Origin of the sequence: Nannocystis bainbridge (genome assembly GCF_028368995.1) — a bacterium.
Lineage (GTDB): Bacteria > Myxococcota_A > Polyangia > Nannocystales > Nannocystaceae > Nannocystis > Nannocystis bainbridge.
The window spans coordinates 941132-960473 of sequence record NZ_JAQNDL010000001.1 but is presented as its reverse complement, the minus strand read 5'-3'; the positions used below and the strand labels follow the sequence as shown (position 1 = coordinate 960473).

At 72.1% G+C, this 19342-nt stretch carries 19 protein-coding genes; 5 read left to right on the top strand and 14 right to left on the bottom strand.

What is annotated here, in order from left to right; translation table 11 throughout:
• Positions 1-12 precede the first annotated feature (12 nt).
• On the top strand, positions 13-795 hold the full coding sequence (locus tag POL25_RS03815; RefSeq protein ID WP_272084449.1) for a VOC family protein: 783 nt from the start codon (positions 13-15) through the stop codon (positions 793-795).
• 175 nt (positions 796-970) lie between these two features.
• Here the strand turns inward: POL25_RS03815 and POL25_RS03810 are convergent, their stop codons facing one another.
• The 4 genes from POL25_RS03810 to POL25_RS03795 form a co-directional block, all read right to left on the bottom strand.
• The gene (locus POL25_RS03810; RefSeq protein ID WP_272084448.1) at positions 971-1765 is read right to left on the bottom strand and encodes a hypothetical protein; all 795 of its coding nucleotides are present in this window, start codon (positions 1763-1765) and stop codon (positions 971-973) included.
• Positions 1766-2215: 450 nt separating this feature from the next.
• Positions 2216-2557: a (2Fe-2S) ferredoxin domain-containing protein gene (locus POL25_RS03805; protein WP_272084447.1), complete on the bottom strand. Its 342-nt coding sequence runs from the start codon at positions 2555-2557 to the stop codon at positions 2216-2218.
• A gap of 137 nt (positions 2558-2694) precedes the next feature.
• Positions 2695-3564 carry an RNA polymerase sigma factor SigJ gene (sigJ, locus tag POL25_RS03800; protein WP_272084446.1) on the bottom strand — a complete coding sequence of 290 codons (870 nt, stop codon included), beginning with the start codon at positions 3562-3564 and terminating at the stop codon, positions 2695-2697.
• A 1-nt stretch (position 3565) separates the two neighbouring features.
• Complete coding sequence (locus POL25_RS03795) at positions 3566-3997, bottom strand: carboxymuconolactone decarboxylase family protein (RefSeq protein WP_272084445.1); 432 nt, start codon at positions 3995-3997, stop codon at positions 3566-3568.
• 266 nt (positions 3998-4263) lie between these two features.
• Between POL25_RS03795 and POL25_RS03790 the strand changes: the two genes are divergently transcribed.
• Both POL25_RS03790 and POL25_RS03785 read left to right on the top strand, forming a co-directional pair.
• Positions 4264-4935, top strand: a complete 672-nt coding sequence (locus POL25_RS03790) for a DUF899 family protein (protein WP_272084444.1) — start codon at positions 4264-4266, stop codon at positions 4933-4935.
• A gap of 83 nt (positions 4936-5018) precedes the next feature.
• Entirely contained in the window at positions 5019-6149 is a 1131-nt protein-coding gene (locus tag POL25_RS03785) for a hypothetical protein (RefSeq protein ID WP_272084443.1), read from the top strand.
• Between the two features lie 124 nt (positions 6150-6273).
• On the opposite strand, the gene POL25_RS03780 is transcribed toward POL25_RS03785, so the two are convergent.
• The 4 genes from POL25_RS03780 to msrC form a co-directional block, all read right to left on the bottom strand.
• Positions 6274-7089, bottom strand: coding sequence for a mechanosensitive ion channel family protein (locus POL25_RS03780; RefSeq protein WP_272084442.1), 816 nt, complete (start codon positions 7087-7089; stop codon positions 6274-6276).
• A 263-nt stretch (positions 7090-7352) separates the two neighbouring features.
• Positions 7353-8585, bottom strand: coding sequence for an SLC13 family permease (locus POL25_RS03775; RefSeq protein ID WP_272084441.1), 1233 nt, complete (start codon positions 8583-8585; stop codon positions 7353-7355).
• A 194-nt stretch (positions 8586-8779) separates the two neighbouring features.
• Complete coding sequence (locus tag POL25_RS03770) at positions 8780-9616, bottom strand: sulfotransferase family protein (RefSeq protein WP_272084440.1); 837 nt, start codon at positions 9614-9616, stop codon at positions 8780-8782.
• Positions 9617-9656: 40 nt separating this feature from the next.
• Positions 9657-10145, bottom strand: a complete 489-nt coding sequence (gene msrC, locus POL25_RS03765) for a free L-methionine (R)-S-oxide reductase MsrC (protein ID WP_272084439.1) — start codon at positions 10143-10145, stop codon at positions 9657-9659.
• A 197-nt stretch (positions 10146-10342) separates the two neighbouring features.
• On the opposite strand from msrC, the gene acnA reads away from it, so the two are divergent.
• Together acnA and POL25_RS03755 are read left to right on the top strand one after the other, a co-directional pair.
• On the top strand, positions 10343-13060 hold the full coding sequence (gene acnA / locus POL25_RS03760; protein ID WP_272084438.1) for an aconitate hydratase AcnA: 2718 nt from the start codon (positions 10343-10345) through the stop codon (positions 13058-13060).
• A 34-nt stretch (positions 13061-13094) separates the two neighbouring features.
• Positions 13095-13826, top strand: coding sequence for a class I SAM-dependent methyltransferase (locus POL25_RS03755; protein ID WP_272087231.1), 732 nt, complete (start codon positions 13095-13097; stop codon positions 13824-13826).
• A 186-nt stretch (positions 13827-14012) separates the two neighbouring features.
• On the opposite strand, the gene POL25_RS03750 is transcribed toward POL25_RS03755, so the two are convergent.
• The 6 genes from POL25_RS03750 to POL25_RS03725 form a co-directional block, all read right to left on the bottom strand.
• Positions 14013-14993: a hypothetical protein gene (locus POL25_RS03750; protein WP_272084437.1), complete on the bottom strand. Its 981-nt coding sequence runs from the start codon at positions 14991-14993 to the stop codon at positions 14013-14015.
• Positions 14994-15285: 292 nt separating this feature from the next.
• Positions 15286-15486 carry a DUF4169 family protein gene (locus tag POL25_RS03745; RefSeq protein WP_272084435.1) on the bottom strand — a complete coding sequence of 67 codons (201 nt, stop codon included), beginning with the start codon at positions 15484-15486 and terminating at the stop codon, positions 15286-15288.
• A gap of 306 nt (positions 15487-15792) precedes the next feature.
• A complete protein-coding gene (locus POL25_RS03740) occupies positions 15793-16353 on the bottom strand; it encodes a hypothetical protein (RefSeq protein ID WP_272084433.1) in 561 nt (186 codons plus the stop codon).
• Between the two features lie 78 nt (positions 16354-16431).
• Positions 16432-16899, bottom strand: coding sequence for a VOC family protein (locus POL25_RS03735; protein ID WP_272084432.1), 468 nt, complete (start codon positions 16897-16899; stop codon positions 16432-16434).
• 78 nt (positions 16900-16977) lie between these two features.
• Positions 16978-17829 (bottom strand): AraC family transcriptional regulator, encoded by an 852-nt coding sequence (locus POL25_RS44135; RefSeq protein ID WP_272084430.1) that lies wholly within the window; start codon positions 17827-17829, stop codon positions 16978-16980.
• A 13-nt stretch (positions 17830-17842) separates the two neighbouring features.
• Complete coding sequence (locus tag POL25_RS03725; RefSeq protein ID WP_272084429.1) at positions 17843-19321, bottom strand: dihydrolipoamide acetyltransferase family protein; 1479 nt, start codon at positions 19319-19321, stop codon at positions 17843-17845.
• Positions 19322-19342 lie beyond the last annotated feature (21 nt).

Genomic DNA, 19342 nt, shown 5'->3' with positions numbered 1-19342 from the left:
CGGAGCACGACCATGACACAGCGGACCGGATATCCCGACGGGGCCCCTTGCTGGGCCGACCTGAACACCCCCGACCTCGACGGCGCCAGGCGCTTCTACACGGGGGTGTTCGGCTGGAGCTTCGACGAGCCGGTGGCCGAGTTCGGCCACTACACGACGGCGCGGCTCGGCGGTCGCAGCGTGATCGGCATGGCGCCGAAGATGCCCGACCAGCAGGACATGCCCTCGGCGTGGAGCGTGTACCTCAAGACCTCCGACGCCGACGCGACGGTGCGCCGGATCGAGGACGCCGGCGGCAAGATCCTGGTGCCGCCGATGGAGATCCCCGCGCAGGGCCGCATGGCGTTCGCGTTCGACGCCGGCGGCGCCGCGTTCGGCCTGTGGGAGCCGGCGGCGCACACCGGCGCGCAGGCGTTCGACGAGGACGGCGCGATGTGCTGGCACGAGGTCAACGCCCGCGAGGGCGACAAGACCGACGCGTTCTATCGCCGCCTGTTCCCGTTCGAGCAGCAGCAGATGGGCGACGGCAAGACCTTCGACTACACGGTCTACAACCTCGAGGGCAAGGCCGTCGGCGGGCGCCTGCAGATGACGGCGGAGTGGGGCGAGGCGCCGCCGCACTGGATGACCTACTTCCGCGTCGCCGACCCCGACGCCGGGGCCGAGCGGGTGCGCCAGCACGGCGGCAAGCTGCTGCACGGGCCGTTCGACTCGCCGCACGGGCGCATCGCCGTGGTCTCCGACCCGTACGGGGCGGTGTTCTCGATCGTCGGCCCCGAGCCGACCGCGGCCTGAGACGGCCCGCCTGGCGCTCGCGGCCGCGCGGGCGCGAGGTGGCGCTTCGGACATGCTCGCTCGGGCATGTCGCACGGGACATGTCGTAGGAGACATGTCTCTGAGCGCAACGGGGGCGGTCGGCCCGCTCCCGATCGCGTGAGGCCCGGCCGTCGGGCCCTCGAAGTCGCCGCGGTCACTCGTAGTCGTAGATCGTCGGCATGGCCTCGGGGAACGCGGCCGCCTCGACCTCGCCGTGGCCGAACAGGGCCGTGAGCCGGGCGCAGCGCTCGGGCTGGGCGGCGGGATCGCAGCGCTCGTACTCGCCGCGCAGGTCGGCGAACGAGACCAGCTCGAAGTCGGGGAACCGCAGGGCGTCGGAGGCGAAGGCCTGCGGGTACTCGGGCGCGGGCGCCTCGCTGCCGTGGCACACGCCGCAGGAGGTGCCGCCGCCGCCCGGGTCGCGGAGGACGCGGGTGAACGGGGCCTCGATGCCCATGATGTCGGTGAGCGGGAAGGAGACCTCGGCCTTGATCGATCGCCACTGCCCGACGGGCTCGCCGAACTCGAGCAGCTGGAAGCCGTGGCCGTCGACCGCGACCGACATGACGAACTCGCCGAAGAACAGGAACAGCCGCGGGCTGCTCGCGCCCTCCGCCGGCTGCAGGCTGATCACGCTCTTGGTCGCGGCGATCGCCAGCGGCCGCTCGAGCCGTTCGAGGAAGCAATCGAGCGTGAGCGGCTGCGGCAGCTCGTTGATGAAGGCGACGGCCTCGGCGATGGTGCGCGGCGCGGCAGAGAGGGTGGTCGGCTCGGCGCAGGCGGTCGGCGGCGGCGGCGGCTCGCCGGTGGTCGAGGAGGTGGTCGGCGTCGTGCCGCCGGTCGTGAGGGTCGAGGCCTCGCCCGTCGCGGTGCCGCCGGACGTCGTGCCGCTGCCGGCGGGCTCCGATCCGCCCGTGCACCCGGCCGTCAGCGCGAACAGTCCCCGCACGATCGCGCGCGACCACCAACTCCGCGCTGCTGCTTGCCTCGCCACGTCGGCGGTGACCTTACCGCGCGAGCGTCGGTCGCTCAATCAGCCGCGACCGGACGCCGCGAGGTCCCGCGTCCCCCATGCCGACACGTCCCGTCACCGCCCGGCGGCGACGCGGCGCTCCGCCTGCGCAGGGGCCACAGCGCGCGCTGGCGCGAGGGCCGACGCCAGCGGCCTGGAGCTCCGGGCAGGTGCCAGCACGCATCGACGGGCTGTCCGAAGGGACAGGACGTGGAGCTCGGGCGCGAATCGCGGGGGACGCACGCGAAGCGCGGTGCGGGAGCGGACGCGCGGCCGTGGGCACGCAGCGCTCCGCGGCCGTGGGCCGGATCGCAGCGATCTTGCGGGGCAAGCGGAGAAGATGTCTCCCAGGACATGCTCTTCAGAGCATGTCCCGGGGAGCATGTCTCATGGAGAATGTCCGGAGGGACCTGCCTGCAAGGGCAGGTCGGGGACCGTCGCGGCCAGCTCGTCGACCAGGCGGCAGGCGCGGGCCAGGTCGACCTTTTTATAAAATTCGATGTCGGGCCAGGTCGCGGCGAGCGGGCCCTTTTTGCAGATGTGCAGGCAGCCGACCAGGGCCACGCGCACCTTGCCGCCGGTGGCCGCGGCGTAGGCCCGGGTCTGGTCGGCCAGCAGGCGCGAGACCTCGCGCGGGGCGCACGACTTGCCGACGCAGATCACCAGCGCCGGCTGGTCGTCGATCTCGCGCTTGTGCAGGTTCTTGCGGAGCTTTCGCTTCTTGCCCATGAGGTCGGTCCGCGCCGCGGTTGGGCGCGCGCGAAGTCTAGCCGCACCTCGCCGGACGGCCGCCGCAGACCGCCCCCGGGCCCGGAGGTGCGGGCCTGGGACCGCTGCGGACGAGCCCGGCGCGGCCTCGGCGTCATTTACGCGAGCCCGGCCAGCTTGTCGGGGTTGCGCATGATGTAGATGCCGGTCGCGGCGCCTCGCTCGTCGTAAGCGAACGAGACGGCGGCGATCGCGGCGCCGTCCCCGGCGCGGAACACCAGCGCGCGGGCGCCGTTGAGGTCGGGGGACTCGCACGTGAAGGCGCCCCAGAAGCGGTGCAAGGTGGCGTGCACGAACGCGAGCACGGCCGCCTTGCCTTGCAAGGTCTCGCGCAGGGCCGGGACCTTGCCGCCGCTGTCGGCCCGCAGCTCGACGTCGCTGGCCAGCAGGGCGGCGAGCCGCTCGGTGTGGCCGCCGGCGATCGCGGCCTCGAAGGCGGCGAGCAGCTCGTCCTGGCGATCGCGCGGGGTGACGTGACGAACGCGGGTCTGCTCGAGGTGGCCGCGGGCCCGCGAGACCAGCTTGCGGCAGTTGACCTCGTCCATCGCCAGGGTCCGCGCGGTCTCGGCGTAGGAGACGTCGAACACCTCGTGCAGCAGATAGGCGGCCCGCTCCTTCGGGGTCAGCCGCTCGAGCACGAGCAAGAACGCGACCGTCAGCGACGAGCCGAGCGAGGCCCCGACGTCGTCGTCGTCGGTCGGCAGCGGCTCGGGCAGCCAGCTGCCGACGTAGTCGATCCGCGCCTTGTGGCCCGAGCGCAGCATGTCGATGCAGCGCCGCGTGCACACGGTGGTCAGCCACGCGCCGGGGTTCTCGACGGCGACGGCGGCGGCGCGCCACTTGAGCCAGGTGTCCTGGACCGCGTCCTCGGCGTCGGCGCGCGAGCCGAGCAGGCGATAGGCGAGGCCCAGCAGCATCGGCCGGGCCGCGGCGAACTCGTGGTCGTCGTCGTCGTCGAGAAGCTTCATGTCAGTGGGTCGAGACCTGGAGGCGGTTCCAGGAGTTGATCATGCCGATGGTGGCGGTGAGCGCGGCGATGTGCTCGTCGCTGAAGTGCCGGCGCAGGCGCGCCCGCAGCGGGCCGTAGTCGGTCTTGCGATCGAGCACGGTGAGCGCCTCGGTCCACGCGAGGGCGGCCTTCTCGCGCTCGCTGAAGTCGTCGACGTGGTCCCAGACGACGAGGCGGTCGAGCCGGTCCTGAGTCTCGCCGTGCTCACGCGCCTCGCGGAGGTGTATCTTGAGGCAGTTGACGCAGCCGTTGATCTGCGAGGCGCGGGTGACCACGAGGTGATGGAGGGTACGATCGAGGCCGTGGCCGTCGAGCACGCGGTGCAGTTCGATGGCGGCCTTGACGACGTCGGGGAGTTGCTGGTCGAGACGGACGGGTTGGCTGTCGCTCATTGGTTGGCTTCCTTCGTAGGCTTGTCGAGCGAGCAGGCCGGGTTGTGACACGCGATCGAAGATTTTTTCGCTCGCTCGAAAAGCGGGGCACGGCCGCATGAGGGTGAGTTGCGCGCGCTGCGCAGGTGAGGCCTGGGGGCCGCGCGGTACGGGGTGGTCCGAGAGACATGTAGGAAGAGACATGTCCAAAAGACAATGTCATTGCGCGAGCCGGTGCATGCAGCGGGCGCGGTTGCGAGCGGGCGACCGCGTGCTAGGTTGCCGGCATGGCACCGACCTTCCCCGGCGAATCGCAAGCGTACAGGGCGGCCCGCGACCGCCTGCTGGCGCGAGAGATCGAGCTGCGCCAGTTGACCGAGGCGGTTGCGCGCGAGCGACGAGCGCTGCCGCCGGGCGGCGTGGTGCCGGAGGACTATGTGTTCGAGACGAGCGTTGGCGGGGCGTCGCGACCGGTGCGGCTGTCGGAGCTGTTCGCGCCGGGCAAGGACACGCTGGCGATCTACAGCTACATGTTCGGGCCGGAGCGCGCGGGGCCGTGCTCGATGTGCACGCCGCTGCTCGACGGGCTCGACGCGGCCGAGCCGAACATCCGCCAGCGACTGACGCTGGTGGCGGTGGCAGAGTCTCCGGCGGCGCGGCTGGCGGCGTTCGCCGCGGAGCGCGGCTGGCGAAACCTGCGCGTGCTGTCGACCGCGGGCAACCACTACAACCGCGATTATCACGGCAAGGGCCGCGAGGGCGGCGACACGACGATGCTCAACCTGTTCCGCCGCGAGGGCGCAAAGGTCCGCCACTTCTGGGGCACCGAGATGGCCCACACCAGCGGCGAACCGGGACAGGACCACCGCGGGCTCGACATGCTGAGCCCGATCTTCGCCATGTTCGACCTCACGCCCGCAGGGCGCGGCGACTTCTACACGAAGCTGTCGTATCCGTGACCGCCGTGGTGGCGCGCCCGCGCGTAGCCTGGCCCCAGGGGCCTCGCTTGCCGCGCAAGTCGGCGCGCTGATATGGTCGCGCGGTGCCGCCAGCCCGCGCGACGTGGATGATCGGGCCGGCGTGGGACGTGGCCGCGCTGGCGTTCGGCTGGCTGCCTTTTTACCTCTGGCTGGTGATCGGGCTCGGGCTCGGGGCGCAGGCGTTCGGCGGGGCGCCGCTGGCGAAGCCGCAGCTCGAGGAGGCGACGGCGCTGGCGGTGCTGGCGGCGCTGGCGATCAGCTATGTGCATCGCCACTACACCTTCGTGGTGGTGTACGGCGACCGCGACGTGTTCACGCAGCGGGCCCGCGCGTACTGGCTGGCGCCGACGCTGATCGTGGCGATCGTGGCCCTGGCGCGGGCGACGTCGGGGCTGGCGCCGGCGACGGTGGCGGGCATCAAGCTGTCGCCGTGGCAGATCGCGCTGTTCGTGACCGGGGCGTGGAACATCTGGCACACGCTGCAGCAGCGCTACGGGATGTTGCGCATCTACGCGGGCAAGCTCGGCGGCGGGACGGAGCGGCCGGAGCAGGCGCGGCGCGACCGGGCGCTGATCTGGCTGGCGACGGCGTGCGTGGCGGTGGCGCTGCCGCTGCTGCGGCCGCAGCTGCTGGGCGGGCACGTCAATGCGCGCAAGCTCGGGCGGCTCCTGGCGCCGTTGGCCGGGGCGTGGTGGGCGTGGGCGCTGCTGCTGGCGGTGGTCGGGGCGTTCGCGTGGGTGCTGCTGCGCTGGCTGGCGCACGAGCTGCGGGCCCCGGCGACGCCCGGGCAACGCGCGCCGCGGCTGGCGATGATGGCGTCGACGCTGCTGCTGTTCGCGGTGTTCCTGATCCACGGGCCGGTGGTCGGCTACCTGTGCTTCGGGACCGCCCACGCGGTCGAGTACATGGCGTTCGTGCACCACTTCGGGACGAAGAAGTACGGCCGCGGCGAGCGGCGCGGGGCGGCGGCGCGGGTGCTGGGCGACGCCCGCCTGGCGGTGCCGGCCCTCGCCGGGGGGCTGCTGCTGGTGTTCTGGCTGATCCAGGGGCAGCGCCGCACCGATGTCTACCTGGTCTATTACACCGCGACGTCGTGGCTGCATTTCCTCTACGACGGGTGGATCTGGAAGGTGCGGCGGCCCGAGCTGGCGCGCACGCTCGAGCTCGGGGCCCACCCGCCGGCTAGTGCTTGAGGACATGTCCTTCGGGGCATGCGCATGAGGACATGTCGTGATGGACATGTCGTCATGGGCATGTCGCAACGGCCATGCGACGAGGTCCGCGCGCCGTGACGGGCGGGCCGGCGTGCGCGGGCCTTCAGGCGCGGTGTTCGACGTGGTGCGGGGCCGGGACCGGCAGGCCGCCGGTGACCTCGGCGATGACGCGCTGGACGTCGTCGGCGACCTGGTTGTAGTGGAGGTTGTTGCAGAACGGTCGCACGTAGAGGAGCGTGCCGGCGGCGTTGAACTCGAGGATGCCGACCTGCGGGGCGGGGTTCGCGGCGACGTTGGCGATCTGCAGCAGCCGCGCGGCGAGGGCGGCGGCGACCTGGGTGGCGTCGACGCCGTGGGCGAGCTGGGCCCGCATGTCGACGCGGCGCACCGGGTTGGCCGAATAGTTGATGATGTTGTCGGCGAACAGCTTGTTGTTGCCGATGAACACGCGGACGTTGTCGCCGGTGTCGACGGTGGTGGCGAACAGGCCGATCTCGCGGACGTCGCCGGTCACGCCGGCGCCGTGGATAGCGTCGCCGACCTTGAACGGGCGCAGGACGACGAGGAAGATGCCGGCGGCGAAGTTGGCGAGGAGGCCCGCCCACGCCATGCCGATGGCGACGCCGGCGGCCGCGAGCACGGCGGCGAACGAGGTCGACTCGACGCCGAAGATGCCGAGGATCGCGACCAGCAGGACGACCTTCAACAGCACGCTGAGCGCCGAGTTGACGTAGTGGCTGAAGGTCGGGTCGATGCCGCGGGCGGTCATGGCGTGGCGCACGACCCGGCCGGCGCCGGAGATGAGGATCCCGCCGATGATCCAGAGGACGAGCGCGCCTGCGGCCTTCCACAGGAACGGGATCACGTACTGTTGAAGGACGGCCGAGACGTCGGGGAGGTATTCAGTTGCGACGAGCATGGGGCTCCGGAGAGGGAGGAGGTTCGCGGCAAGCGTCGTCGGTTCTCCGGTCCGGCACAATCACCGCGGAATGCTCGCTGCCAGGCGGAGAAATGGCGCGGGCGCCCGGGCGGGCGCCCGTGGCCCGACAAATCGCTGTTGCACGCAGGCGGACGCGGGCGACCCCGCGAGAGGGCCGGCGACGGCCCCGGCCTGGCGGCGTCTCGCGGCGAGATCGCCGACCCGAGGCGGGCCGCGGCGAATGGGCGGAGATGTCCGAAAGGTCAGGTCCCGAGCGCGCGCGCCAGCACGACCAGCGCCGGGACACACACGGCCAGGACCACGAGGGTCGAGACCAGGCCGAAGCGCAGGTACTCGAAGAAGCCGAGCTCGTGGGCGTCGGCGGCCTTCTCGGCGACGATGATGTTGGCGACCGAGCCGATCAGGGTGAGGTTGCCGGCGACGGTGGTGACGAAGCCGAGCAGCACCCAGGCGAAGGTCGAGCCGTCGGCGGCCACGTGTGGGGCCGCGAGCAGCACCATCGGCACGTTGGAGACCAGGTTCGAGCCGACCAGGTAGAGCAGCGTCAGCGCCGACACGCCGGCGGGCCCGTCGTGGCCGAGGCTGGGCCCGAGAGTGGCCCAGGCGGCGTCGACGAGGCCGGTGGTCTCGAGGCCGGCGACGACCACGAACAGCGCGGCGAAGAACACCAGCAGGGTCCAGTCGACGCGGGCGAACACGGCGTGGGGGTCCTCGCGCTCGCCGAGGAACAGCGCGACGACCCCGCCGAGCGCGGCGTAGCCGAGGTGGGCGCCGGCGAAGAAGGCGACGACGACCCCGAGCACGACGGCGACCACGCGGGTGAGCCGGCCGCGGTCGAAGCTGGCCGAAGGGACATCCGCGAGCGGGGCGTCGCCGAGCGCGCGGCGGTAGTAGAGCAGCAGCAGGCCGGTGTTGATGGCGAGCGCGAGCGCGGCGACGGGCGCGGCGAGGACCGAGAAGGCGGTGAAGGACAGGCCGCTGAGCCCGCCGACGATCATGTTCTGCGGGTTGCCGACCAGGGTGGCGGCGCTGCCGAGGTTGGCGCTGGTGGCGGTGGCGATCAGATAGGGGCCGAGCGGCAACCTGGCCTTTTGGCAAGCCACGACCACGAGCGGGGTCAGGAACACGCACACGGCGTCGTTGACGAACAGGGCGCTCATGGCCCCGGCGAGCACGGCGACGGCGACGAGCAGGCCGACGGGGGTGCGCGCGCGGGCGATCGCGCGGGCGGCCGCCCACTCGAAGAAGCCGGCCCGCTCGACGTAGGCGACCAGCGCCATCATCGCGAACAGCAGCAGGATGGTGTCACCGTCGATCGCGGCGTAGCTGTCGGCCGGCCGCAGCGCGCCGATCGCCACCATGAGGAAGGCGCCGAGCAGGGCGCCCGCAGGCCGCCCGATCGGCAGCGCGCGCAGCCGCCGGGCGGCGATGAGGACGTAGGTGAGGCCGAAGACGGCGACGACGACCGCGGTCACGCGCGCGGAGGGTCGCACGGGCGCGGGCGATCGTCGAGCCGCGCCGGCGGGTTCAGCGGCCACGACAGGAGCTCAGCCGGGCTCCGCGGTGACCGCGAGTGATTGTAGCGGGCGCCGAGGAGCACGGGTCGAACGGCCGTGAGCGAGGGACGTCGTCGGCGAGGAGCACCGCTCGAACGGCCGCGCTGCGGCGCTCAGCTCTCGGGCGGCAGGCCCTTGGCCTCGGCCTTGATCGCGCGGCGGCGGCGGGCGTCCTCGCCGAGCTTGCGCTGCCACCCGGCGATGCGCGGCGCCACCAGCTCGTTGGTGTGGTTCAGCTTCTCGAGCATCGGCGCGGTCAGGCCCTTGCCGGCGTGCAGGGCGGCGTAGAACTCGTCGAACACCGCGGCGACCTCGGGCTCGACGCTGTCGGACGGCGGCCGGTGCTGCGTGCGGTGCTCGGGCTTGACGGCGGCCAGCGCGGCGTCGGCGTCGCCCTTGCCGATCCACTTGAGCACGTCGCGCACGACCCGCTGCGGATCGGCCAGCAGGCCCTCGTACGACTGCACGTGGACCGGGTAGCGGCGGATGGCGATGTCGCGGACGAGGGCGAAGTTCTCGGCCCACCACTCGAGCGCGCCCGGCATGCGCAGCGGCACCAGGTCGTCCTTGCCCTCCTTGCGGCGGTTGTCGTCCTCCATCGCGTAGAGGCGGCGGATCGACGACTCGTACTCGCGCCACTCGCGGACGGTGGCGATGACCTTGGTGATGAAGGCGCGGTCGCTGCGGACCAGGCCGGGGATGAACACCTTGACCGCGTGGTGTTGGACCTGCTCGGGGAACAGGTAGGCGCCGGTCTTGGGGTGCGGGTTGGTCTTGAAGTAGATGCCGCGGCGCAGGTGCGACTCGTAGAAGCCGTCGGGGTTGGCGGCCTTGATCGTCTGCTCCCAGCGGCCGCTGAACTGCTCGCCGATGTACGTAAAGCCGGCGCCGATCAGGATCTGCATCCACATCGAGGTGCCGGAGCGCTTGGTGCCCGTGACGATGATCATGCGAACAGGAGCTCCAGGGTCGCGTGCGGGGCGGCTGCGGTCAAGCCGGCCAGTCGAGGCCGGCGACGAGCGCGGCGAGGCGCGTCAGGTGCTCGGCGTCGCGAGCGTCGAAGTTGTCGAGGCGGTCGCTGTCGAGGTCGATGACGCCGAGGACCTGCGCGCCGCGGACGATCGGCACCACGACCTCGCTGCGCGAGTCGGCGTCGCAGGCGATGTGGCCGGGGAAGGCGGCGACGTCGGCGACCACGAGCGCCTCGCGGCGGGCCGCCGCGGTGCCGCACACGCCCTTGCCGGGGCCGATGCGGGTGCACGCGAGCTTGCCCTGAAATGGCCCGAGGACCAGGTCGTCGCCGACCCGGCGATAAAAGCCCGCCCACGACACGCCCGGCAGCTGCTTGAGGCACGCGGCGAGGTTGGCCAGGTTGGCCACCAGGTCGGGCTCGCCCGCGACGAGCGCCTCTGCCGTGGCGATCAGCTCGGTGTAGATCTCGGCCCTGTCCGCGCCGGCGGGGAGGTCGAATGTATGCATTGCAGCGACGCTATCACGCCGGCCGGCGTGCGGCCGGCGGCGCACGCGGACCGGACGCTCGCCCCGCGCGGGCCGCGACGGCCGTGGACGGGCCCGGCGAGCCGGCGGCGGTCGTGGGGGGCCTGGAGGACAAGTGAGCCAGCGCGCGCCTTCGCGCGGCAGATGGCCGGCGACGATTTGATATCTTCCGCCCGCTCATGACTGCCTCGACCCGCAAGCGCGACCCCTTTCACGCCAAGGACACGATGACCACGCCGATGGGCCCGCGCGCCGTCTACCGGCTCGACCGGCTGCGCGAGCTCGGCCCGGTCGACACGCTGCCCTACTGCATCAAGGTCCTGCTCGAGGCGTGCCTGCGCAACGTCGACGACTTCATCGTCACCCAGGATCACATCAAGGCGCTGGCCGCCTACGACCCGAAGAACGTCGGCGAGGTCGAGATCCCGTTCATGCCGGGCCGCGTGGTCCTGCAGGACTTCACGGGCGTGCCGGCGGTGGTCGACCTGGCGGCGATGCGCGAGGCGATCGTCAAGCTGACCGGCGACGTGAGCAGCGCCGAGAAGGTCAACCCGCTGGTGCCGTGCGACCTGGTGATCGACCACTCGGTCCAGGTCGACGCGTTCGGCACGCCGCAGGCGCTGCGGATCAACAGCAAGCTGGAGTTCGAGCGCAACCTCGAGCGCTACCAGTTCCTCAAGTGGGGCCAGCGCGCGTTCAACAACTTCCGCGTGGTCCCGCCGGCGACCGGCATCGTCCACCAGGTCAACCTCGAGTACCTGGCGACCGTGGTGTGGGACGGCGCGGGCGAGCAGGCCGGCGCGATCTACCCCGACTCGCTGGTCGGCACCGACAGCCACACGACGATGATCAACGGGCTCGGCATCGTCGGCTGGGGCGTCGGCGGCATCGAGGCCGAGGCGGTCATGCTCGGCCAGCCGATCTACATGCTCATCCCCGAGGTCGTCGGCGTGCGCCTGTCGGGCCAGCTGCCCGAGGGTTGCACCGCCACCGACCTGGTCCTGCGCGTCACCGAGGTCCTGCGCAAGCGCGGCGTGGTCGGCAAGTTCGTCGAGTTCTTCGGGCCCGGCCTGTCGCACATGCCGGTCTCGACGCGGGCGACGATCGCCAACATGGCGCCCGAGTACGGCGCGACCATCGGCTTCTTCCCGGTCGACGAGCACACGATCACGTACATGCGGCTGTCGGGCCGCGACACCGGGCTGTGCCAGCTGGTCGAGGAGTACTCCAAGCAGCAAGGGCTGTGGCGCGACGACAGCCGCGAGGTCCGTTACACCGAGGTGATCGAGCTCGACCTCGGCACCATCGAGCCGTCGCTGGCCGGGCCGAAGCGCCCGCAGGACCGCATCGCGCTCGGGGCGATGAAGAAGCAGTGGCGCGCCGACCTGCACGGCAAGACCTTCGGCCGCCCCGAGGACGCGCCCGGCCTGCAGGTCGAGCTCGACGGGCAGAAGTTCGCGCTCAAGGACGGCGCGGTGGTGGTCGCGGCGATCACCAGCTGCACCAACACCTCGAACCCCGAGGTCATGCTCGCGGCCGGCCTGGTCGCGCGCAAGGCGGCCGCCCTCGGCCTCACGCGCAAGCCGTGGGTCAAGACCTCGATGGCGCCGGGCTCCAAGGTGGTGACCGAGTACTTCCGCGCCGCCGACCTGTGGAAGGACCTCGACGCGCTCGGCTTCAACCTGGTCGGCTACGGCTGCACGACCTGCATCGGCAACTCGGGCCCGCTGCCCGACCCGGTTTCGGCGGCCATCCAGCAGGGCGACCTGGTGGCGACCTCGGTGCTGTCGGGCAACCGCAACTTCGAGGGCCGCATCAACCCCGACGTCAAGGCCAACTACCTGGCCTCGCCGCCGCTGGTGGTCGCCTACGCGATCGCCGGCACCGTCGACATCGACCTGCAGAACGACCCGATCGCCACCGACAAGGACGGCAAGAAGGTCTACCTGCGCGACATCTGGCCGACCCAGGCCGAGGTGCAGGCGCTCGTCGACGAGTGCGTCACCCGCGAGCAGTACATCGTGCAGTACTCCGACGTGTTCAAGGGCTCGGAGGAGTGGCAGGCGATCGCCGACGTGCAGAGCCAGCTCTACGCGTGGGACGAGGCCAGCACGTACATCCAGAACCCGCCGTTCTTCGCCGAGCTGACCCCGGAGATCCGGCCGATCCGGCCGATCCAGGGCGCCCGCGTGCTGGCGGCGATGGGTGACTCGGTGACCACCGACCACATCTCGCCCGCGGGCTCGATCAAGCGCGACTCGCCGGCCGGCAAGTTCCTGCTGGCGAACGGCGTGACGCAGGAGATGTTCAACCAGTACGGGGCGCGCCGCGGCAACGACCGGGTCATGACGCGCGGCACGTTCGCCAACACGCGGATCCGCAACGCTCTGGTCGAGCTGCAGGTGCCGGGCGGCAAGGAGGGCGGCTACACCGTCGACTTCCTCGACAACCAGGTCAAGTTCATCTACGACGCGGCGCTCCACTACCAGGAGGCCGGCGTGCCGCTGGTGGTGCTCGCGGGCAAGGACTACGGCATGGGCAGCTCGCGCGACTGGGCGGCCAAGGGCACGTTCCTGCTCGGGGTGAAGGCGGTGATCGCCGAGAGCTTCGAGCGCATTCACCGGTCGAACCTGGTCGGCATGGGGGTGTTGCCCCTGCAGTTCAAGGCCGGCGAGTCGCGGACGTCGCTCGGCCTGCGCGGCGACGAGGTGTTCGACATCGCCGTCAGCGACGACGTGCGGCCGCTGCAGGAGGTGAAGGTCACCGCCCGCAACGCCGCCTCCGGGGCCGTGGTGCGCGAATTCGCGGCGATCGCCCGCATCGATACGCCGGTCGAGGTCGAGTACTACCGCAACGGCGGCATCCTCCACACCGTGCTGCGCAAGATGGCGGGCTGATGCGCGGGGGCCTAAGCTCGGGATCGCCGTGGTGATGGACGACGACGACGAGCTGCCCCCGCTGTACACGCGGCGCGCCGCGTGGTTCCACTTGCTCACGGCCCCGGCCGACTACGTCGACGAGGCCGCCGAGCTGGTCCGCATCATCCGCGAGTCCGGCTCGGGGCCGCTGGCGAGTCTGCTCGAGCTCGGGGCCGGCGGCGGCAACATGGCGTCGCACTACAAGCGCGACGTCGCGGCCACGCTGGTCGACCTGTCGCCGTCGATGCTGGCGCTGTCGCGCACGATCAACCCCGAGTGCGAGCACCTGGTCGGCGACATGCGCACGCTCCGGCTCGGGCGCAGCTTCGACGCGGTGCTGGTCCACGACGCGGTGATGTACATGACCAGCGCCGAGGCCCTGCGGGCGGTCATGCGCACGGCGCTGGCCCACCTGCGCCCCGGCGGGGTGGCCGTGTTCGCGCCCGACTGCACCCGCGAGACGTTCGCGCCCGGGACCGCCCACGGCGGCGACGACGACGGCGAGCGCGGGCTGCGGTACCTCGAGTGGACGGTCGACCCGAACCCCGAGGACTCGACCTACACCGTCGACTTCGCGCTGCTGCTGCGCGAGGGCGACGAGGTGGTGTGCGAGCACGAGCGCCACACCTACGGGCTGTTCGCCCGCCGCGAGTGGCTCGACATGCTCGAGGAGACCGGCTTCAAGGCGGTCGCGCGAGAGACCGAGCTCGGGCCGCTGTTCGTGGCCGTGCGCCCGCGCGGGTGAGCGGGGAGGGCGCGAGGGCTCGCCGAAGGGCGAGCTGCGGCGGGCCTCCGCGGTGGCGCGGGTGACGGTCCGGGGGGCCCAGCCAGGGCATGTCGGAGAGGACATGGCACGAAGAGCATGCTCTGAGGAGCATGTCGATATGGACATGCTCTGAAGAGCATGTCCATAAGAACTTTAAAACAGATGTCAGGGAGGCGGGCCGAGGCGGGCCGCGTAGCCGGCCAGGGTCGCCTGCATGTCGCTCACCGTCGAGGCGCCGCTGCCCGCCAGCGAGCGGACCAGCAGGCTGGCGGGCAGGGCGTCGGGCTGTTCGGGCAGGGTCTGCGTGGCAGCCACGGCGCCGAGGTCGTCGCCGGCAGCCGCGGCCGCGGCCACGCGCTCGCCGAGGTACCAGCGGGCCATCGCCAGCTCGCGCTCGGGGCCCACCCACGCGCTCGACCAGCGGGCGACCACGCCGGGCTCGACGGGGGCGGCCTCGCTCGCGCCGCTGTGAAACGCGGCCTCGGCCATGCGCAGCGAGCAGACCGCCTCGCGGGCGAGGATCGGCAGGACCTCCTCGCGGCGCGGGGCGAACGCGACGAAGGCCGGGCCGGCGGGCAGGTTGCGGGCCTCGGCGACCTGCAGGGCGTCGCGGGCGATGGCGAAGCCGACGGCGCCGGCGAGCAGCGGGCCGCGGCCGCGCAGGTAGGCGCCGAGGCGCAGCGCCGCCGCGAACGCGGGGTCGGTGTCGTCGCGGCCGTGGCGGAGGGCGAGGCGGGCCAGGCGGAACATCTCGACCGTGCGCGGCGGTCCGGCCGTGAAGTCGGCCGGGTCGACGATGCAGAGCTCGTCGCCGAGGCCGCCGCCGTCGGCCCATACGATCAGCCCGGCGAGGGCCTGCTGCGCGGCGGGGTCGGTGGCCGGCTCGGGCGGCCGCGTCGGGTCCCACGGCTCGTCGGTCGCGCCGGCCCGCTTGAGGGGCGCGAGCGCGGCGTGCAGCGGCTCGATCGGCCCGCTCGCCTGGCGCGTCTCGGCGGCCCACGTCTCGACCCGGGTCCACGTGCCGGCGATGTGCTCGGGCGCGGCGGCCGGCGGGGCCAGCCACGGCCGCGCGGTGAACCAGGCCGCTGCCGCCAGCGCCAGCAGCACCAGCAGCAGCGCAGCGAGCCAGTGGAGCCACGCGGACACGGCCGGACCATCCCACGCGCGCCGCCGGCGGTCAACGGGCGCGGGCGGTCAGAGGGGTGGTCTGGCCTTCAGGACATGTCGCAGCGGTCATGCGCGGCGGCTCGCGGGGCTGCGCCCGAGACCGGGTGGCGAGTCCTGCGAGCCGGAGAATTCAGATATGGCCCGGAGGACATGTCCGAAGAGTCATAGGCCCCGAACGGGGGATGGTGTCTTTGGGGACATGTCCGAACAGTCACAGGTCCCGCGGCTCGCGGGCGACGGAGACCCTGTCCCGCAGGACATGTCCGGACGGTCAGGGGCTTTGTTTCCCGTCGTCGGCGCTGTCGAGGCGTTTGCCGTCGAGTTCGGCGGTCTGGCGCTCGAGCTCGACCTGCACGGCCTGCTTCTCGGTCCGCGTGCGTCCGTGGCGGACTCGGTTGGCCTCGGCCTTCTGCTCCTTCTCGGCGCGGGCTTTGGCCTTGCGATAACGACTCAGATTGATCACATCGCCCATGGGTATGCCACGACAGTAGCGAGGCCGCGATCGAGACGCCAGCAGGGGCTCTCTCAGCGCCTCGGGCGCCACGTTCGACCTTTGCGGAGGCGGGGCGCGGCGATTGTGCGGCGCTGGGCGGGGGCGCCGGCGGCGGCGCGCGTCGATCCGCCGGTGGCACTTTCGGGCGGCGTTCGGGTCCGGTGCGCGGCCACGGCCGGCGCCGACGTCGCTGTGATCGACCGATCGCAGCGACATCCCCCTGGAGTCACGGGTCGTCGACGCTCGCTCGCGGGCTGCGAGCCGCAGGCAAGCGCACGTCGCCGATCAGCGGCGGAACTGCCAGGTCCGCACGCCGCCCGCGGTGTCGCCGTCCCAGTGGTCGGGGTGCGGGATCAGGGCCAGGAACACGCGGCCGGTGCAGCGCGCGGCCGCGGGCTCGAGCGTGCGCAGCAGGTTCTCGGGCTCGGGGACCATCGCGGCGACGAACAGCTTGTGATGCGCCGAGCCGAGGACCAGCTTGTTGAAGTCGTGGACCGCCTCGCTGGTATCGAGCGAGAGCTCCGACTCGACCTGCCACAGCACCTCGGTGATGTACCAGTGCTCGCCGATCTGCACGCTGCGGGTGATGGTGACGTCGTGCAGCAATTCGCCCTGGCCGATGTGCGGGCGGACGTCGTCGTGGTAGCGGCTCATGGCGTCGACATCGCCGCCCTCGTGCTCGCGGAACGCGTCGGCGAGGGCGAGCACGAAGTGGCGGGAGCGAGCCTTGTGACGCTCCTTGCGGCTCGCCTCGGCGGTCGGGTGGGCCTGCGCGGCGCGCAGCGCCTTCTCGACCAGGTCGTGCAATTCACTGAGTTCGTGAGACGGCGCGTCGGACAGTGCCAAGGTCGTCTGAGGATGCCGGAGGCGGCGCGCGGCGACAATCTCCGGCGTGCGCGCGCCGGCGCGCCGGCGCTCTCGCGCTCACGAGGGCTGGGCGTACAGGGCGTCCAGCCGCCGCTGCATCTCGGGCAGCGCGACCTCCTCGACCCGGGCGTGCGCGGCCCAGGCGTGGCCGAACGGGTCGCGCAGGCGGGCGACCCGGTCGCCGTAGAACTCGTCGGCGACCGGCCGCTCGAGCGTGGCCCCGGCCGCGACGGCGCGCGCCGCGAAGGCGTCGACATCCTCGACGTTGAGGACGACGGTGGCGGCGGTGTGGCCAGGGGTGGGGGGACGGAAGCCTAGCGAGGGCCACTCACTCCCGAGGTAGACCACCCCGCCGAACAGCGAAAATTCGGCGTGCTCGACCCGGCCGCCGGGTCCGTGCAGGCGCAAGATCTCCTCGGCGCCGAAGGCCTTGACGTAGAAATCGAGGGCGGCGCCGGCGTCGGCGACGACGAGGGTGGGGATCAGGCGCGGGCCAGGGGGGATGGGGCTGGGCTTGACGGTCATGGGTCGCTCCTTGCCCGCGAAGGCTAGGCGGCCGCGCGGGCCCGGTCTTGAACAAATTTTACCTGCGAGGCAGCGGGCTCAGGCGATCACGAGCTCGCCGAGCAGGGCCCGGACCCCGGTCGGGGTGACGCCGGTGAAGCCGCGGACCTCGCGGGTCAGGTGGGCCTGGTCGGCGAACCCGAATTCGGCCGCCAGGGCGGCCCAGGTGCTCGCCGGACCGGTCTTGAGGCGGTGGATCAGGCGGTCGAAGCGGACCAGCCGCGCCAGCAGCTTGGGCGGCACGCCGACGCGGTCGCGGAACAGGGCGACCAGGTGCTTGCTGCTGTAGCCGAGCTCGCCGGCGAGGCGGCCGATGTCGACGGCGCCGGCGCTGGCCTCGATGCGCTGGCAGGCCCAGGCGACGGTGTCGACCGCGACGCGGGCGGCGGCCAGGCGCGCGGCGATGAAACTTTCGACCATGTCGAAACGGTCATCCCAGTCGGCGCACGCGGCCAGACGCGCGGCCAGGCCCCGGTGCGTGGGTGGCAGCAGGTCGTCGAGGTGCACGATGTGGCCGGTCAGCTCGGACAGCGCCACGCCGAACACCAGGCGCGCGCCGATCGGCGTCAGGTTGAGCTGCATGCCCGCCTGCGCCCCGTCGTGGCCGGTGTCGCTCCAGGCGTCGGAGAGGCCGGCCACGAACCCGCCGGCGTAGCGCGACGGCACCCCGGCGCCGTCGTGGACGCGGATCGGTGGGCCGAACTCGATGATGACGACGACCTGCGGCAGCGGGAACTGCCGCTGCACGCGCGGCAGCACCGACGCCTCGCCGTAGCCGAGCAGCTCGCGCACGTGCGGCCGCAGGCCCGCCGGGAGCTCGCGGGTGGCGACCTCCCAGCGTGAGCCGCCCGCCTCGCTGCGGGTCACGCGGGCGCGGCGGGGCGGCTCCACGGCGACCTGTCCTTCAGGTCAGCAGCGAGAGCGGGCTCTCGAGCAGCTTGCGCAGGGTCTGCAGGTACTTGGCCGACTCGGCGCCGTCGAACACGCGGTGGTCGCTGCACAGCGTCACGCGCATGCGCTTGCGGGCGACGATCTTGCCGTCCTCGACCACGGCCTCGTCCTGGACCGCGCCGACGGCCAGGATCGCGGCCTCGCCCGGGTTGACGATCGCGCAGAACTCCTCGATGCCGAACATGCCGAGGTTCGACACCGTGAAGGTGCTGCCGGTCATCTCCTCCGGCTTCAGCGTCTTCTCCTTGGCGCGGGTGCCGAGGTCGCGGACGTCGATCGAGACCTGCTTGAGCGTCTTCTGGTCGGCGAAGCGGACCGGCGGGACGATGAGGCCGTCGTCGAGCGCGACCGCCACGCCGACGTGGACATCGCCGCGCTCGACGATGCCGTTGTCGGTGAAGTGGGCGTTGACCCGCGGGTGCTTGCGCAGCGCGCGGGCGGCCGCGAGGATCACCAGGTCGTTGAGGCTGGCCTTGGTGCCGTCGACCGAGAGGTTGAACTCGGCCCGCAGCGCGACCGCCCGGTCCATGACGATCGGCATCGTCAGGTAGATATGCGGGATCTCCCGCTTCGCCTGGCCCATGCGCTTGGCGATCGCCTTGCGCATCTGCGACAGCTTGACCGAGCGGTCGGGCCGGCTGATGTACGGCCGCCCGTGCTCGTCGACGTCGGCCGCGGGGCTGCCGGCCGGCTGGCTGGCCGAAGGGACATGTGCCGAAGTACCGGTCGCCGCGGCCGCGCGGGTCGGGCCCTTGGCGATCGCCTGCTCGACGTCGGCCTTGACGATCCGGCCGTGCGGGCCGGAGCCCTGGATCTGGCCCAGCTCGAGGTCGTGCTCGCGGGCCAGGCGGCGGGCCAGCGGCGAGGCGGGGATCCGGCCGCGATCGGCCTGTCCTTCGGGACCTGTCCCCTGGGACGTGGCCTTCGGGGCAGGTGAATCGCCGCCGGCGGCCGAGGCCTCGTTGACGGCCTCGGCGTGCTTCACCTCGGCCACGCTCTCGGGCTGGGGCTTGGGCGCGACCGGCTTGGCCGAGGCCTTGGCCGGCTTCTCGTCGGCCTCCTCGTCGGCGTCGGACTCCGACGCTTCGTCGGCGGGCTTGTCGGTCGCCGGCTTGTCGGTCGCGGGCTTGTCGGTCGCGGGCTTGTCGGCGGGCTTGGGCTTCGCGCCGCCGTCGACGGCGTCGGGGTTCTCGCCCGGCTGGCCGAACACGGCGATCGTGGCGCCGACGGGCAGCGCCTCGCCCTCGGGGGCGACCAGCTTGAGGACGGTGCCGGCGTCGAAGGACTCGAACTCCATCGTCGCCTTGTCGGTCTCGATGTCGGCGATGACCTGGCCGCGTTTGACCTTGTCGCCGACCTTGATGCGCCACTTGGCGATCACGCCCTCTTCCATCGTGTCGCTGAGGCGGGGAAGTGTGACCACGGTTGCCATGGGGTCTGTCTCCTTGACCAG